Genomic DNA, 16,513 nt, shown 5'->3' with positions numbered 1-16,513 from the left:
CAGCAGCCACTCCAGCTGACGAGCAGCCTCTGAGGGGACTTGTTGGACAGATCTCGGCCTAGAAGCCGACATCTGTCCAACAACTCGACAGCTGCTGGGGGGTGGGCGGGGTTGTTAGAGGCTAGCCGGCGTCCACGGGCAGCAGGACGCGGAAGGTCGCGCCCATTCCGGGGCGGGTGGTCAGCTCGATCCGCCCGCCATGCGCTTCAACCAGCGCCGACGTGATGGCCAGACCCAAGCCAGCGCCGCCGCGGTCGCGGGAGCGCCCTGAGTCCACGCGATAGAACCGATCGAACACCCGTTGAGCCTGGTCGAGCGGCACACCAGGCCCAGAGTCCTCCACCTCCAGCACAGCCACCCGCGTACCAGGAGCGAGCTCAGCCCCGGCAGCGGCAGCAAGCGTCGAGGGCTCGCCAGCCCGAGCCCAGCCCACCCCGACGACGATCGGCGTCAGCGCAGGCGTGTGGCGCACAGCGTTCGCCAGCAGGTTCGCGAGCACCTGCCGTAGCCGGTCCGAGTCGGCGATGATCCGCACCGGCTCCAACGACGCACGAAGCCGCACCGATCGGTCAGGCGAAGAAGCCCCGGCGTCGTGCACAGCGTCGGCGGCCAGCGCCACCAGGTCCACCTCGGCCAGGTCGAGCGGGCGCTCATGGTCCAACCGCGCCAGTAGCAGAAGGTCCTCGACCAAAGAACTCATCCGGATCGCCTCGCTCTCGATCCGCTCCATCATCCGGTCGACATCCTGACGAGACGACGCCCCACCCGACCTATACAGCTCAGCAAACCCGCGAATAGACGTCAAAGGCGTCCGCAGCTCATGCGAAGCGTCGCCGACGAACCGGCGCAACCGATCCTCCGACACCTGCCGCTGCCGCAGCGCCGACGTGATCCGGCCGAGCATCGTGTTCAACGCCGCCCCAAGCCGACCGGTCTCGGTGTGCCGGTCGGTGCTCTCGATGCGCCGCTCCAGGTTGCCGGCCGCGATCGCCTCGGCGGTCTCCTCGATCCGGCTGAGCGGCCGCATCCCCACCCGGACGACGCCGGTCGACACCACCCCGACCAGCAGCAGGACGCCCAGCCCGACGGCCGTCTCGATGCCGAGCAGCCGCGAGACCGTCGCGTCGGTGGTCGCGAGCGAGATCGAGACCACGACGACGTTCCTGTCGACTCCGATCCCGGACAGCGAGCGCCACCCGCTGCCGTCGCCGACATCCGCGACGTCGAACGGTTCGCCCGCGTGCTGGAGCACGGTCGATGCAGAGAACGTCGGCAGGTCGGGGCCACCGGAATCGCCCTCCGGCCCGTTGAAACCGCCAGGCAGGCGAGCGCCGGAGGCCGCGTACCGCGCTATCCGGAAGTCGCCAGGCGCACCGCGCGGCGGGCCTGGTCGCCCCTCGCCTCGGGACGGGTTGTCGAGCATGGGCTGGAGGCTGGACGCGAGCTGAGTGTCGATGCGGTCGATCAGCGACTGCCGGAGCAGCACCAGGCTCACGCCGCCGACGGCCGTCATGCCCACCGCCGCGACCGCGAGCAGCGCGACGACCAGCCGCATCCGCAGCGTCCACGGCCGGCGTACGACGCTGGTCTTGGGCTGGTTAGCCCGCCTGAGCACGGCTCCGCACCGCCCCGCGCGGGCGGCGCAGGCTGTAGCCGACCCCGCGGATCGTGTGGATCAACGGCGGGTCCTCGGTGTCGATCTTGCGGCGCAGGTAGCTGATGTACGACTCGACGATGCGACTGTCGCCACCGAACTGGTAGTTCCACACGCGGTCGAGGATCTGCGACTTGCTGACGACCTTCTCGGAGTTGATCAGCAGGTAGCGCAGCAGGTTGAACTCGGTCGGCGAGAGTTGGATCGAACGGCCGTTTCGCCATACCTCGTGGGCATCCTCGTCCAGTTCGAGGTCGGCGTACCGCAGTCGCCCATCGTCGTCAAGGTCAGGTTGACGATGCGTACGGCGCAGAATCGCTCGCAGCCGAAGGACGAGCTCCTCCAGCGAGAACGGCTTCGTCACGTAGTCGTCGCCGCCGACGGTGAGCCCGGCGATGCGATCCTCCAGCGCGTCGCGCGCGGTGAGGAAGAGGACCGGCAGGCGCTGGTGGTCCTTGCGCAGCCGTTGGGCCAGCTGGAACCCGTCGTAGTCGGGCAGCATCACGTCGATGACGACGATGTCGAGCTTGTGGTCGGCGGCGAGCTTCAACGCCGCGGCACCGTTGTCGGCGGCATGGACCTCGAAGCCGGACAGGCGGAGGGCGGCCGACAGGAGCTCGAGGATGTTCGGCTCGTCGTCCACGACGAGCACCGTTCCCGAGCTGGGCTGGGTGGGAGCAGTCACCTTCGCAGCGTCGCCGTCCAAGCTGAGAGAATCCTGGGAGCATCCTGAAGCTTCGTCAAATATGGAGCGGTTCGGCTCGCAAAGCAGCCCCGACCGCACATCCGCCAGACTTTCGCCAGACGCAGTGAAACTGCAGCGAGCCGGATCCGTGACCATCAAGACTCCGCGCTTTTGAACACCCAGGTACGCAGCGCGACGAAGCGGCCGACCGTACCGATCGCCGATGCGGCGGTGAGCACTCCGAGCTCGAGCCAGCGGGTGGGCGCCGCGACGGCGGCGTGCAGGGCGAGCAGCGCGCCGGACGTGAACGCGTAGTACAGCCCGAAGACCACGAAGCCCTGCAGGTGGATCCTGGCCGGGTTCGCGCGGGTGCGGCCCGTGCGCCCGAGGAACGTGAGCCGCCTGTTCGCCTCGGTGTTGAACAGCGTGCTGACGATCAACGCGATGAGGTTCGCCGCGAGAACGGGGAACCAGCTGCGCAGAATCGCGTACAGGACAAGGGTCATCGCGGTCGAGATCGCGCCGATCGTCGCGAACGAGACCAGCTGCCACGACAGTCCGCCCTCGCGGCGTTCGGCCGTCGACCCGTTCGGATGGGCGATGACGGGATCCGGGCGCTGTTTGAGATTCGGCAAGCGGGCTGAGCCGTTCGCCTTCGCGCGGGCGACGCGTACGAGGCCGCGGATGTCCTCCCACGCGGTGCTCATCAGCGCGACCCGGCTGTCGGTGTCCTCGACCCAGTCGACCGGGACCTCGTGGATGCGCAGGCCATTGTGCTCGGCGATCAGCAGCAGCTCGGTGTCGAAGAACCAGCCGTCGTCCTCGATCCGGTCGAGCAGCGGGCGGATCGCCTCCGTACGCGCGGCCTTGAACCCGCACTGGGCATCGGTGAACTTGCTGCCATGCACCCAGCGGATCAGCTGGTTGTAGCCGCGGGAGATCAGCTCGCGCCTTGGGCCACGGATGGTCCGTGCGCCTGGAGCGAGGCGGGTGCCGATCGCGAGGTCGGAGTGGCCGTTGACGAGCGGCGCGACCAACGGGAGCAAACCGTCAAGCCCAGTTGAGAGATCGACGTCCATGTACGCGACGACGTCGGCGTCGCTCCAGCCCCAGGCCGTCTTGAGCGCGTGGCCGCGGCCCTTGCGGTCGAGGTGGATGACGCGAACGTTCGGGAACCGGTCGGCCAGGCCCTCGGCGACGCCGAGCGTCTCGTCGGTGCTGGCGTTGTCGACGACGGTGATCGTCCAGGAGAACGGCAGCTTCGTCCGCAGGTACTGCTCGAGCACCTCGACGCAGCCCGGGAGCGAGCGTTCCTCGTTGTAGACCGGGACGATCACCTCGATCGTCGCGGTCACCACATCCGGCGTCGGCGCCTCGCCCGGCCGGGTCACTGTCTCTGTCATGGCTCAGGTATCGCGCACTGGTGTGCGAGCAGGTTCAAAGCCTGCTGGGAGTTGCCTGCTTGTAGGCGTCCACGAGCTGGAACATGCCACCGACGCGTTGGCGTACGTCGGTGATCCCGCGGGCCTTCAGGGCGGCCGGCAGCTCGCGCGGGTCGAACATCGCGACGCCGCCGACCGAGGCGAGGACCGAGCTCACGATCCGGAACGGCCCGCGACCGCGGCAGGGCGTGAAGAGCACGAGCTGTCCGCCGGGCCGCAGCACGCGGAGGAGCTCGTCGAGGGCGGCGAACGGGTCCTCGAACAGCTGCAGCGCCGCCGAGGAGAACACCGCGTCGAACGTCTCGTCCTCGAACGGCGGCAGCGAGGCGTCGACGCGGACGTACGCGACGTTCTCGCTGCCGGTCGCGTGCACCGCGCGGGTGAGCATCGGCTCGGAGACGTCGAGGCCGACGACCAGGCCGGACGGCTGGACGAGCTCGCCAATGCGCGCGGTGAGCGTGCCGGGGCCGCAGCCGACGTCGAGCACCGTACTGCCGTCGACGGCTTCGAGCAGCTCGAGGCTGGCGCGGTACTCGTCGGTGAGTCTCGACCAGAACGGGAGCGCGTTGGCGTAGAAGGCCGAGCCGATCGGGCCGAGCCACAGCGACTGGATCGCGCCGGTGCTCGCGACCGGTTGGCCGCCGATCAGGTCGAGGTAGCCGCGACTCCAGTCCGGCTCGGCCGGCGGGTCGGACAGCAGCTCCAGAACGCGATCACGCACGGTTCTGAGCCTAGCCACGCCCGTGTCCGGTTCGGTACTGTCCGTGATTGGGAGCGCTCCCAATCGTCCACCTGGGTTTGAATGAAGGGCACCTTCATTCAATAGGTTCGTATGAAGGTGCCCTTCATTCAATAGCTCGGCCCATCCACCATGTCCCATCAAACTGTGGGGTTCTGGTCGCGACACGGCAGCGTGTCGCAACCAGAACCCCACACTTTCGCGAAGGGCGGAGGGTCCCCTCGCTCGAGGAGGTTCGAATGAAGGTGCCCTTCATTCAAAACCTCCGACTCGAGCCGGACGCCGGTGGCGCAGCTCGACTGGCTGGTCGAAGACCGCTAGGCAGAGTCGCGAATCACCAAGCTGGTCGGGAGAATCAGCGACTGGACCTCTTCGCCGCGCATCAGGCCGAGCAACGTCCGGGCGAGTTCAGCCCCCAGCCCGCGCACCTCCTGACGCACCGTCGTCATCGGCGGCGAGGTCAGCGCGGCGCGGGGCAGGTCGTCGAAGCCGACCACCGCGACGTCGCCAGGCACCGAATGCCCCCGGGCGCGCAGAACGCCCAGCGCGCCCACGGCCATCGAGTCGCCCGCGACGAACACCGCGTCCAGGTCCGGGTGCGCGTCCAGCAACGAGGCCATCGCCGCAGCACCGCTCGCCTCGGAGAAGTTCCCTTCCGCCACCAGGGAAGGCGAAAGTCCAGCCGCGAGTAGCCCGTCGGCAAACCCCGCATGCCTGTCAACCCCGACTTGCTTGTCCAGACTCCCCGTAATGGTGGCGATCCGCCGCCGCCCCAGACCGACCAGATGTTCGGCAGCCAGCCGCGCACCGCCCCGGTTGTCCGAGTCCACGTAGTGCGCCGGCGTCGCACCCAACGGCCGGCCGCAGAACACCGCCGGCACACCACTGGCCAGCACCAACGAGTGCAGCAGCTCAACCCCGTGCAGGGACAGCAACATCAGCCCGTCATACGCCCGCGCACGCAGCCGCGAAGCGAAGCGTTCGCGCTGCCGTTCGGTCGTCCCCACCACCAACACCAGGTCGAGATCCGACTCTGCCAAGGCGGAGTTGACACCGAGCACGACCTCGGCGAAGAACGGGTCGTAGAACAGCCGTTCGTCCCACTCCGACGCCACCAGAGCCACCGCGTCGTGCCGCCGCGTGACGAGCGAACGGGCGGCCTGGTTCGGCACGTAGCCGAGCTCCTTGACCGCCCGCTGCACAGCCGCCCGCGCCGCGGCCGAGACGTACGGCGCGTCGTTGATCACCCGCGAAGCCGTCCCCCGGGACACGCCAGCCAACGCCGCGACCTCCTCGATCGTCGGCTGCTTGGCCATCGACGTGTCCCTTCCCGAGAGTGGGAGCGCTCCCTTACACAGATTCTGGCACGGGCGGCTCGTCCGCGACGGTACGACGCTGCCGCCGCAGCGCGATGCCGTACAGCGCGATCGCCGGCACGACGAACAGCCCGGCCGCACCGAGCGCCCACCGGATCGAGAACCGCGTCCCGATCCAACCCACCGGCGGCCCACCGAGGACCTGCCCCGCCGCGTTCGCCTGCCCCACCAGCGAGAACACCGTCGCCCGAGTCCGGGACTCCGACTGCGACACCACCCAGGTCGTGAACAGCGGACCGGCCACCCCACCGAGCAGCCCGGCGACCAGCGAGCACGCCACCGCGAGCCAGAACTGCCCAGCCAGAGCGAACGCGAGCACCGCCGCGCACGACCCGGCTTGCAGCACGATCAGCAGCTGCCCGACGCGCCGCGGCTGCAGGACGTCGACCCGCCGCCGCACGACCTCGGTCAGCACGACCGAGCCGAGCATCGCCACGATCCCCATCGCCCCGAACCAGATCTCGGGCGTTCCGAGAGACGGGAACGTGAAGGACTCCAACAGGTGCGCCTGCGACAACCGGTCGATGCCCTCACTGCTGAGCCCGAGGAACAGCATCGCTCCGATCAGGCTGAGCAGGACCGGGCGCATACGAACGGCGCGGCCGCCCTCGACGAGCTGGTCGCGCATCGCGTGGAACGTCGTGCGGTCCTCCGCCGGAGCCCGGTGGAAGTGCCGCTCCGGCATCACCGCGATCAGCACCAGCCCGAGCAGAACGGGGATGGCACCGCCCACGATCAGCGGCAGGTTCAGCTGGATACTCGCCAACCCCACGGACGCGCCGATGCCGAGCACGGTCGCCAGCTGGCCGATCTGAGCACCGCGGGTGAAGACGTGGCCGGCACGTTCTGCACCGATCTCGTCGGTGGCCCACGCCTCCTCGGCGCCCTCGATGCAGGTAATGCCGATGCCCCACACGACGTTCCCGAGCAGGATCACGGCGAACTCGGGGATCGCCTGGATCATGACGCCGACGCCGACGAGCACGTACCCGACGATGATCGACAGCCGCCGGCTGTAGAGGTCGGCGATGATGCCGGTCGGCACCTGCGCGAGGAAACAGGTGATCTCCATGACCGTGCCGACGAGCACGAGCTGGAACGGGTTCAGACCGGCCGATTGAATCTGATAGAGGATCACGAGCGTCCACGCCGTCGAACCGGCGAACGCGGCCGCGCCCCGAATGGTCAGATAGAGCGGATACGGAGGCAAGAGGTCTCCACGAGAAGTAGGGACGGGATCCCTACGGCGCCGGAGACGGCGGGATCAGCGGATGCGACAGGTCGCCACGGCACCGTAGAGCGGAGTGCGGTGACTGGCTGGCATCGATACCTCCTGAAAGAAAACGCCCGGGTGCCGTCGCATCGTAGCGACAACACCCGGGCGCGTGCTTCGGAATTACCTACGGGCTAGGGCAGATCGATCCGGTCCGTCGGCCCCGGCGTGTACGGGTTGTGCGCGGCTAGGTACGTCGCCAGCGAGTCGATGTCGAGCCCGCCGAAGAACTTGTTCGTCCCCTCCGCGAGTACCGCGAAGCCGTCGCCGCCGTCGGAGAGGAAGCTGTTCACAACCACCCGGTACGTCCGCGCCGGGTCGAGCGCCGCACCGTTCACCTGGACCGAGCCCGCCACGACCTTCGAGCCCTCGGGCGCGTCCTTGTTCCAGGTGTAGGTGATGCCGGAGACCTGCAGCACCTTCCAGTTGCCCGGCGCGCCGCCGTTCCGCCCCGACCACTGCTGTTCCAGCAAAGTCGCAAGCTGGGCGCCGGTGAGGTCCATCGAGACCACGTAGTTGTTGAACGGCTGCACGGTGAACGCCGCGCCGTACGTGATCGAGCCGTCCGCGGCGGCGAGCAGATCGGCGCGGATGCCGCCCGGGTTCATGAACGCGATCTCCGGCACCTTGCCGTCGGTCACCGCCGACGGGTCGGCCTTCTGCGAGTCCGCGATCAGGTTGCCCAGTGGCGACTCGAGCGAGTCGTCGTTCGTCCGGGAGATCGTCCCGCTGGTCGCGCCGATCACCTTGTTCTGGATCGGCGCGACGTACGTCGTGTACTTGTCGACCAGCGCCGTCAGGTCGGCCGCCTTCGGCACGTCGCGGGTCACGATCCGGTTCGTCGCGGAGGACTTGGTCCGTACGACGTCGCGCGACCGCTTGTCGATCGTCAGCGTCACCTCGGTGGTGAGCCGGCCGAACGACGACGCGCTCGTGACGAGCCGCGGCTTGCCGGCCGGGTCGTTCAGCGTGCAGTTGTAGCCCTGGTGCGTGTGCCCGGTGACGATCGCGTCGATCTCCGGGTCCAGGTGCGAGGCGATGTCGACGATCGGACCGGAGATGCCCGGGCAGGCGTTGAACTGGGAGGCGTCGACGGGGAAGCCGCCCTCGTGCAGCAGCACGACGATCGACTCGACGCCCTTGCGCTTGAGGCCGCGGACGAGCGCGTTCGCGGTCTCCACCTCGTCGGTGAAGTCGAGGCCCTCGACGCCGGCCTTCGTGACGATGTTCGGCGTGTCCTCGAGCGTCATGCCGATGAACGCGACGCGCGTACTGCCGAACTTCTCGATCTCGTACGACGGGAAGATCGTCCGGCCGGACTTCTCGTTGAACACGTTCGCCGACAGGTACTGGAACTTCGCGCCCCTGAACTTGGCCTTCGGGTCGGGGCAGGAGTTCTGGTTGTTCGCGCCGTCGCCGTCGGGCAGGCAGCCGCCCTTCTGCATGCGGAGCAGCTCGCGCCAGCCCTCGTCGAACTCGTGGTTGCCGACCGACGCGACCTCGAGGCCCATCTTGTTCATCGCCTCGATGGTCGGCTCGTCGTGGAACGCGGCCGACAGCAGCGGTGAGGCGCCGATGAGGTCACCGGCGGCGACCGTCGTCGTGTACTGCTTCTTCGCCGCGGCCTGCGCCCGGAGGTTGCGCAGGTGCGTCGCGAGGTACTCCGCGCCGCCTGCGGGCGTGCCGTTCACCACGCCGGACGAGCCGGACGGCGGCGCGAGGTTGCCGTGGAAGTCGTTGATCGCGAGGACCTGGACCTCGATGGCTCGCGGGTCGCGCTTGGGCGAGCTGGCGGCAGATGTGCCCGCCGCCGTGGCGATCGCCAACAGAGCCGCGCCCACGAGCGCGACAATCCGGACAGTCCTCATGTGGCCTCCCAGCAGGTCCCTGACTCGGGGCAACCTACCTGGGAAGGCCCAACCTGTCAGCCGAAGGTGTATTCACCCGAGCCGATTCGCACCGGTTCCTGTCCTGGTAGCCAGACTTCTCCAGTCGTGTTGGCCGGCAGCGAGACCTGCAGGGCGAACTCGCCGCCCGCGGTGCTCCAGTTGACCGAGACCGGACCGTACGGCGTCTCCAGCGAGGTCTTGGACCAGCTGATGCTCGCCGTGAGCCGTGGCCGGATCACCACGTGCCGGTATCCGGGCGAGCCGGGGGCGAGACCACCGAGCTCGCGGTAGATCCACTCCCCCACGGCGCCGTACGCGTAGTGGTTGAACGAGGTCATGCCCGGATCCTGGAAGCCGTGCGAGTCGCTCCAGGAGTCCCAGCGCTCCCACATCGTCGTCGCCTCGCCGTGCACGACCGGATAGAGCCAGGACGGCATCGTGTCCTGCAGCAGCAGGCGGTACGCGATGTCCTCGCGGCCGAATCTCGTCAACACCTGCAGCAGATACGGCGTGCCGAGGAAGCCGGTCGACAGGTGCCAGTTCCGCGCCGCGATGTTGTCGACGAGGGCCTGGACGGCGCGCGGCTGCTCGTGCTCGTCGAGCAGGTCGAAGTGCAGCGCGAGAACGTACGCCGTCTGCGTGCCCGACACGACCTTGCCGCCACCTCGGACGAAGCGCGCCCGGAATGCCGCACGTACGTTGGCGTACTGCGTCTCGAACCGCTGGGCATCCTCGGTTCGCCCGATTTCGCGGGCGAGCTCAGCGGCGCACCGGGCGGCGAAGGCGGAGAACGCCGTCGCCACGAGGTTCTTCGGGGTCTGGGTGAACGCGAGCCAGTCGGCGAATCCCGCGTCTGGGCGGATGAATCCCTCGCTGTTCTCCACCAGGAAGCCGAGCCACTTGTCGACCGCGTCGAGCGACTCCTCGACGACTCGGCGGTCGCCGTACGCGCGGTACAGCTCCAGCGGAACGATCGCGATCGCGTCGGCCCAGCCGGCCGCACCCGCTTCGTTCGCGCGGCCATCCCTGGTGAGCACGTCGGGCGCGACGTGCGGGACCGAGCCGTCCTCGTACTGCGAGTCGCGCAGGTCGTACATCCACTTGCCCAGGAAGCCGCGCACGTCGTAGTTGAACGCGGCGGTCGACGCGAACACCTGCGCATCCCCAGTCCAGCCGAGGCGTTCGTCGCGCTGCGGGCAGTCGGTCGGTACGGCGAGGAAGTTGCCGCGCTGACCCCAGACGATGTTCTGCTGCAGCTTGGTGAGGTGCTCGTGGGAGTTGCTGTGCTCGCCGATCGGCTCCATCGCCGCGTGCGCGACGCGGGCGGTGATGTCCTGCAGGCGAAGCTCTCCGGGATGGTTGACGATCTCGCAGAACCTGAAGCCATGCACGGTGAAACGGGGTTCGAACGTCTCGCCGCCGGCTTCGCCGCGCAGGACGTACTCGTCGGTGGCGCGGGCACCACGCAGCGCCTCGATGTAGAGCTCGCCGTTGTGGTCGAGGGCCTCGGCGTGCCGCAGCATGACGCGATGGCCGGCCTCGCCGCGCAGGTCGAGCTTGACCCAACCGACGAGGTTCTGGCCGAAGTCGACGAGGATGCGGCCGTCCTCGCGTACGTGCATCGCCTCCGCGGGGAGCTCGTGCTCGACCCGGATGGGCGGTGCCTTCTGTGCTTCGAGGGGGCCGTGGCTCGGGGTGTCAACTCGAGCTTGCGCCCACGCGCCGGCGTCGAAGCCGGGCTCGTCCCAGCCCAGTGGTTCGGCTCGGGCGTCGACGACCTCGCCGTTCTGCAGGTCCGCGTACCGCGTCGCGCCCTCGCCGACGTGCCACGAGCCGTCGGAGTTGACGACGGTACGGCCGCCGTCCTCGTCCTCGATCTCCAGCCGGGCGAGCAAGGCGCGCTTGTCGCCGTACTGGAACGTGCCGAACCAGCAGACATTGCCCGCGTACCAGCCGTCGGCGAGCACCGCGCCGACGACGTTGCCGCCCTCGTGCAGGAGGTCGGTGACGTCGTAGGTCTGGTACGGCAACCGCGAGGCGTAGTCGGTCCAGCTCGGCGTGAGGTGGTCGTCGCCGACCCGATGGCCGTTGACGCGGGCCTCGTACACGCCGAGCGCTGTCACGTACAGCCTCGCACTCCGCACGCCCGCGTCGAGCGCGAATTCCCTGCGGAGATAGGGACTTGGCCGGTACGTCAGCGGAGAGCGACCATGCGGCGCCGTGCCGTGGTGGCCGAACGACTCGGCGAGCTTCCAGTCCGCCTCGTTGTCGCTGTCGGCGGACGACGCGAGCCAGGTGCCGTCGGTGACGAGGCCGGCCTTCGTGCCGTCGGCCAACGTGATGTCGAGCGACGCGGCGAGCGCGGCAGGCGTGTCGCCGGGCGTGACCGCGAACGAGACGACGTTGTCGCCCTCGGTGAGCGCGGCGGTGACGCGGTCGTCGGCAGTGCCGTCGGCGGGAAGCTCGGTACCGTTGACGAACGCGCGCAGCTCAGCGTCAGCGTCGGCCAGCAGCCGTGCCCTGGTGGGCTGCTGCTCGACCTTCACGTGGCCGCGGAAGAAGACCTGTTCGACGGTGGAATCGACGGCCTCGAGGAAGTCTCCCGCGGGCAGCCAGATGCGTTCGACATGGCGGCCGCCGACCCAGTCGAGGTTGTGCTCGCCCTCGGTACCCGGCTCGTTCGGCGCCACGATCCACTCGGCGCCCTGCCAGTCGGAGGCGTCGTACAACGCGGTCTCGAAACACGCGGGCTCGGCCCAGTCGGAGTCCGTGCCGGACTCGTCGGTGACGCGGACCGACCAGCTGTAGCGCGTGCGCGACGACAGCGCGTCGCCCGCGTACGCGATGTCGACGGACTCGTTGCTCTCGACGACGCCGGAATCCCAGACCGCGTTCGACGAATCGACGCGCGGATCGCCTTCGGCCACGACGCGAACGCGGTAAGTGCGCTGGCTTCGGTCGCGGCCAGTACCGGCCAGCTTCCAGCCAAACAGTGGAATTCGTACGTCCAATCCCAGTGGATTGCGCTCACGTTCGGTACGCAGATCGTACGGTCGGAGAGGTTCCCATGACTGAGGAAGATCGGCGGGGATCGACACCTCGGCTCCCGTTCTCCTGTTTGGTCGAAAGACGCTTGCGACCGCATCCGGACAAGGCAAAACGGACAGCCTCGATCCGGGGTGACAATGGCGGCGGTGAAACCTTTCAAGGGTGGCGCCGTTCGAAGCTATGGTCCGGGAAATATGGTGTCAAGAGATCTATCCTGATGCGAACTCGGTGGGGCGGGTAGGGGAGGTACCGCGTGTCGGCGACAGTCGAAAGGAACGCCACTCCTATGGAGGCAGCCCAGCGCCGCCGCAGTATTCGCGACGTCGCTGAGTTGGCCGGCGTTTCCGTGGGAACGGTGTCGAACGTTCTCAACAAGCCCTCGCTCGTGGCGGAGGGCACCAGAACGCGCGTCGAGGACGCGATCCGCTCGCTCGGATTCGTCCGGAACGGGTCAGCGCGACAGCTGCGAGCGGGCACGAGTCAGGCGATCGGCGCGATTGTGCTCGACATCTCGAACCCGTTCTTCACCGACGTGGCTCGCGGCGTGGAGGACCGCCTCGCCGAGGACGATCGGATCCTGATCCTGGCGAGCTCGGATGAGCAACGCTCCAAGGAAGAACGTTATCTGCGGCTGCTGGAGGAGCAGGGCGTTCAAGGCGTGCTCGTGAGCCCTGCTGAGGCCGACCTGTCGTGGTTGGACGCGACGCGTGCGCGTGGGACCGCCGTGGTGTTGATCGATCGGACGAGTCCGAGTACGGACATGTGCTCGGTGTCGGTCGACGACGTCAAGGGCGGCGAGCTGGCGGCGACACACCTGGTGGAGATGGGTCATCAGCGGATCGCGTTCGTCAACGGACCCAGCAAGATCAGGCAGTGCTCGGATCGGCGCAAGGGCGTTCGGAAAGCGCTGCGTACCGCGGGATTGCCCGCCACATCGTCGTTGGTCGAGATCGTCGTCGAGACGCAGAACGCCGACGGTGGCGAACGTGCGTTGGAAGAACTGCTCGAACTGCCGGATCCGGTCACCGCGATCGCGTGCGTGAACGACCTCACCGCACTGGGTGTGCTGCGTGGCCTGATGCGGCACGGCATCCGGGTGCCGGAGGACGTGGCGGTGGTGGGGTACGACGACGTGGAGTTCGCCGCCGTGTTGGCGACGCCGCTGACGTCCGTACGGCAGCCGCGCTACCAGATCGGTCGCGCCGCCGCCGAGCTGTTGCTGGACGAGACGCGGCGGGACGGGACGCATCGGCACCGGCAGATCCAGTTCCAGCCGGAACTGATTGTGCGGTCGTCGAGCCAGCCTCGCGTCGCTCGACCCCGGCGTACCCGACGGGCCGCTGTCTCGTCCTAGCCTCGGTCGCCTTACCCGGCCAGCAACCCCTCTACCTGGCGTCTACCCGGCGTAGAGCGGCCAATGATCAGGTTTACATGATCATTGGCCCTCAGGCCCCCGGGTGCCGAACGAACGGTCGGGGGCTTAGGCGCGGCGCATCGCGGTGATGCGGCGGATCGGGATCGCCACGTCGACGCCGTTCCTGCTCTGGCCCTGCTCGGCCAGCCATCGGGCCGCGGCGTCGCGGCGATCCTCGGTGGTGTCGGGGAGGTAGAGGCTGCCCAGCAGGAGGTCGGCGTCCTCGGCCGTCCTGACAGTGAACGCGAACCGTTCGCGGCCGTCCTCGAGCACGTCGAAGCCAGCCTCGGTGAGCGCGGTGCCGATCCCGCCCAGCTCGCCGCCGGCGGGGAACCGCGGGGTCGTGCGCAGCTTCGCGGTGAGCCTCCCCAGCAGCATGAGGTCGGCCCGCCGGAGCGGGAGCGGGCTGGCGACGGTCGCGACGAGGAGACCGTTCTCGCGAGTGACGCGGGCGACCTCGGCGAGGATCTCTGGCAGCGGCTGCACGACCATCAGGCCCATCGAGCAGACGACGGCGTCGAACGCCTGGTCGGCGAACGGGAGGCGCTGGACGTCGGCCTGGAGGAGCGGGACCGGGTGGCGTTCGCTGCCCACCGCGAGTTCGGCCGCGGAATTATCGACGCCGATGACGAAAGTTCCGGTCTTCGCGGACTCGCTGGCCAGTAGCCCGGCGGCCGCGGCGCTGCCGCAGGCGAGGTCGAGGACGCGGCGGGCTCGGCCGATGACCGGGCGGATCAACCAGCTGTACGGCGTGAGGTCGCCGGCATGGCAACGGCTGAGCACGTCCTCGGTCTGGCCGGCGGTGCGGGCGTGGAAGCTCTCGAGATACTCGGCCCAGGTCATCGACCGAGCTCTTGGGCGATCGCGTCGCGGATGCCGGCGAGGGTCGTACCTGCTTCGACCGGCCGCCCGGCGACGGCGGTGACCAGGGCTTTCATGCCGGGGAGAGCCTCTTGGTACGTGGCGTGGGTGGCCGCGATGAGGGGGTTGCGGTCGCCGGACCAGGGGCGGATCAGCCGTTCCCAGCTGCGCTTCCAGGTGTCGGCGATCTCGTTCGGCGCCGGGACGCCGAAGAAGTGGCCGACGGGCGCGTGGTGGCGGAGCGCGACGGCGGGGCTCTCCGCGTACATCCGGGCGAGGTGCACCCGCGCGGACAGGTCGTGGCGCACGGGCTCGTCGAGCTGGGTCCACAGCGTGCACGGCCGGCGGCAGACGCCCTCGAGCGTGGGCCGGCCGCCGTCGGGATGGGAGGCGCACCTGCCGAGGGCTTCGGAGACGCGGCTGTGGAAGCGGTCGAGGTAGACGGTCCAGCTCTCGACGTCGCCTCTGGACGCGTGGACGACCCTCGCCGCGGCGCTGCGCTGGTTAGAGGTGTGGTCGCACGTCCGGTCGTCGGCGCCCCACTTGCTGCCGGTCACCTTGGCGAACGCGGCCAGCTTCGGCGGGTCACCGGCGTTGCCGAGCTGCTTTTCCCAAGCCAGCAAGGGCAGATACTCGGCAATGAGATGGAGGAGTACGACCACGTGGATCGGCTCGCGGCGGCGCCAGCGGACGTCGAGGGCTTCGAGCATGAGCTGGTAGAGCGGGGTGAGGGACCGCAGGGAGCCGCGCTGCTTGGCGTTCGGCGTGCGGGGGAACTGGGCGTTCCGTACGTTCTCGACGATGCCGTGCGGGAGGACGCCGCTCGCGGCGATGACGTCGAAGTCCTCGGCGTCCAGGTCGAGCAGCCGTTCGCCGGCCTCGGCGAGCGCGTGGATCCTGCGTTCGCTCTGGGGGTCGAGGCCGAGCACGCGGACGACGGCCGCCACGCCGGAGAAGCGAAAGTCCGCGAGCAGGGCGTCAACGACCTCGCCCGTCCGGCCGCCGTCGATCACGCAGGGACCCTAGCGGGTCTCCTCTCACCCGCTGCGTGATGCTCCGCACTTTGTGACTTCGGCCATGGCGGCATGGTGGCTGACTGCCTACCGTGCGCGCATGTCTGACACCGTGCAGGTCGCCGTCACCGGAGCGGCCGGGAACGTGGCTGGTGCCCTCCTCTTCCGCCTCGCGTCCGGTGAGGTCTTCGGGCCTTCCACGCGGGTGGTGCTCCGGCTGCTCGAGGTGCCCGCCGCTCTGCCCGCGCTGTCGGGGGTGGCGATGGAGCTGCTCGACTCGGCGTTCCCGTTGCTGGCCGATGTGGTCGTGACGTCCTCGCCTTCGGTGGCGTTCGACGGCGCTTCGTGGGCTCTGATGCTGGGGTCGTCGCCGCGTCGTGCCGGGCAGTCGCGCGCTGATCTGCTGGAGGCGAACGCGTCGGTCTTCGTGCCGCAGGGCCGTGCGTTGGCGGCGCACGCCGCTTCTGACGTTCGCGTTCTGGTCGTCGGGAACCCATGCAACACGAACTGCCTGATCGCTCGGGCGCAGGCGCCGGAGATCCCGTCCGCTCGGTGGTTCGCGATGACGCGGCTGGACGAGAACCGGGCGAAGGCCCAGCTCGCGCTCCGAGTGGGGCTGCCGGTGCGGGAGGTGACGCGGCTGGCGATCTGGGGGAACCACTCGTCGACGCAGTACCCGGACGCGTGGAACGCCCTGATCAGCGGCCGCCCGGCGCCGGTCGTGGTGGGGGACGACGAGTGGCTGCGGTCCTCGTTCATCCCGCTGGTGCAGGAGCGCGGCGCGGCGATCATCGCGGCCCGCGGGCACTCGTCGGTGGGCTCGGCCGCCTCGGCCGTGGTGGACTCCGTGCGAGCGCTGTCGTACGGCACCTCGGCTGGCGACTGGACCTCGCTGGGCGTGGTGAGCCAGGGCGAGTACGGGGTGCCGGAGGGGCTGGTGTTCAGCTACCCGGTCGCTGTGTCGGCTTCCGGAACCTGGTCGGTCGTTTCGGACGTGCCGCACTCGGCCGACGCGCTGGAGCGCCTGCGCGTGACCACCGACGAACTGGTCGCCGAACGAGACCAGGTGGCGAAGCTCCTGGGGTGACTGACGGCAACCGGATGGCAACGGGTGGAAAG

At 69.0% G+C, this 16,513-nt stretch carries 12 protein-coding genes; 2 read left to right on the top strand and 10 right to left on the bottom strand.

All coding sequences use genetic code 11. The annotated features are described in order from the left end of the window. Nucleotides 1-121 precede the first annotated feature (121 nt). From JOD67_RS10045 to JOD67_RS10010, 8 genes are all read right to left on the bottom strand, one after another. Nucleotides 122-1,615 (bottom strand): sensor histidine kinase, encoded by a 1,494-nt coding sequence (locus tag JOD67_RS10045; protein ID WP_307782341.1) that lies wholly within the window; start codon nucleotides 1,613-1,615, stop codon nucleotides 122-124. Continuing rightward, nucleotides 1,599-2,339 carry a response regulator transcription factor gene (locus JOD67_RS10040; RefSeq protein ID WP_307782340.1) on the bottom strand — a complete coding sequence of 247 codons (741 nt, stop codon included), beginning with the start codon at nucleotides 2,337-2,339 and terminating at the stop codon, nucleotides 1,599-1,601. Before JOD67_RS10040 ends, JOD67_RS10045 begins: the two co-directional genes overlap by 17 nt. A gap of 155 nt (nucleotides 2,340-2,494) precedes the next feature. Then, nucleotides 2,495-3,742, bottom strand: coding sequence for a bifunctional glycosyltransferase family 2/GtrA family protein (locus tag JOD67_RS10035; protein WP_205117158.1), 1,248 nt, complete (start codon nucleotides 3,740-3,742; stop codon nucleotides 2,495-2,497). A 34-nt stretch (nucleotides 3,743-3,776) separates the two neighbouring features. Continuing rightward, complete coding sequence (locus tag JOD67_RS10030) at nucleotides 3,777-4,502, bottom strand: class I SAM-dependent methyltransferase (RefSeq protein WP_205117157.1); 726 nt, start codon at nucleotides 4,500-4,502, stop codon at nucleotides 3,777-3,779. A 335-nt stretch (nucleotides 4,503-4,837) separates the two neighbouring features. Next, complete coding sequence (locus tag JOD67_RS10025) at nucleotides 4,838-5,836, bottom strand: LacI family DNA-binding transcriptional regulator (protein ID WP_205117156.1); 999 nt, start codon at nucleotides 5,834-5,836, stop codon at nucleotides 4,838-4,840. 34 nt (nucleotides 5,837-5,870) lie between these two features. Then, nucleotides 5,871-7,106, bottom strand: a complete 1,236-nt coding sequence (locus JOD67_RS10020) for an MFS transporter (RefSeq protein WP_205117155.1) — start codon at nucleotides 7,104-7,106, stop codon at nucleotides 5,871-5,873. A 197-nt stretch (nucleotides 7,107-7,303) separates the two neighbouring features. Next, the gene (locus JOD67_RS10015) at nucleotides 7,304-9,037 is read right to left on the bottom strand and encodes a bifunctional metallophosphatase/5'-nucleotidase (RefSeq protein ID WP_205117154.1); all 1,734 of its coding nucleotides are present in this window, start codon (nucleotides 9,035-9,037) and stop codon (nucleotides 7,304-7,306) included. A gap of 56 nt (nucleotides 9,038-9,093) precedes the next feature. Next, on the bottom strand, nucleotides 9,094-12,156 hold the full coding sequence (locus JOD67_RS10010) for a glycoside hydrolase family 78 protein (protein WP_443734354.1): 3,063 nt from the start codon (nucleotides 12,154-12,156) through the stop codon (nucleotides 9,094-9,096). A 305-nt stretch (nucleotides 12,157-12,461) separates the two neighbouring features. On the opposite strand from JOD67_RS10010, the gene JOD67_RS10005 reads away from it, so the two are divergent. After that, on the top strand, nucleotides 12,462-13,460 hold the full coding sequence (locus tag JOD67_RS10005; RefSeq protein WP_372442324.1) for a LacI family DNA-binding transcriptional regulator: 999 nt from the start codon (nucleotides 12,462-12,464) through the stop codon (nucleotides 13,458-13,460). Nucleotides 13,461-13,586: 126 nt separating this feature from the next. Here JOD67_RS10005 and JOD67_RS10000 read toward each other — a convergent pair whose 3' ends face one another. Beyond that, nucleotides 13,587-14,363 (bottom strand): class I SAM-dependent methyltransferase, encoded by a 777-nt coding sequence (locus JOD67_RS10000; protein WP_205117152.1) that lies wholly within the window; start codon nucleotides 14,361-14,363, stop codon nucleotides 13,587-13,589. Continuing rightward, on the bottom strand, nucleotides 14,360-15,394 hold the full coding sequence (locus JOD67_RS09995) for a hypothetical protein (protein ID WP_205117151.1): 1,035 nt from the start codon (nucleotides 15,392-15,394) through the stop codon (nucleotides 14,360-14,362). Before JOD67_RS09995 ends, JOD67_RS10000 begins: the two co-directional genes overlap by 4 nt. Before the next feature lie 100 nt (nucleotides 15,395-15,494). On the opposite strand from JOD67_RS09995, the gene JOD67_RS09990 reads away from it, so the two are divergent. Further along, nucleotides 15,495-16,481, top strand: coding sequence for a malate dehydrogenase (locus JOD67_RS09990; RefSeq protein ID WP_205117150.1), 987 nt, complete (start codon nucleotides 15,495-15,497; stop codon nucleotides 16,479-16,481). The last annotated feature ends 32 nt before the right edge of the window (nucleotides 16,482-16,513 follow it).

This window comes from Tenggerimyces flavus, from assembly GCF_016907715.1.
Classification (GTDB): Bacteria; Actinomycetota; Actinomycetes; order Propionibacteriales; family Actinopolymorphaceae; genus Tenggerimyces; species Tenggerimyces flavus.
Note: the sequence above shows the minus strand (reverse complement) of the source record. Positions and strands in the feature narration are given on the sequence as shown.

Coding starts and splice junctions, on each gene's coding strand:
- JOD67_RS10015 (WP_205117154.1), bottom strand. CDS start 9,037: ATGAGGACTGTCCGGATTGTCGCGCTCGTGGGCGCGGCTCTGTTGGCG.
- JOD67_RS10035 (WP_205117158.1), bottom strand. CDS start 3,742: ATGACAGAGACAGTGACCCGGCCGGGCGAGGCGCCGACGCCGGATGTG.
- JOD67_RS10000 (WP_205117152.1), bottom strand. CDS start 14,363: ATGACCTGGGCCGAGTATCTCGAGAGCTTCCACGCCCGCACCGCCGGC.
- JOD67_RS09990 (WP_205117150.1), top strand. CDS start 15,495: ATGTCTGACACCGTGCAGGTCGCCGTCACCGGAGCGGCCGGGAACGTG.
- JOD67_RS10025 (WP_205117156.1), bottom strand. CDS start 5,836: ATGGCCAAGCAGCCGACGATCGAGGAGGTCGCGGCGTTGGCTGGCGTG.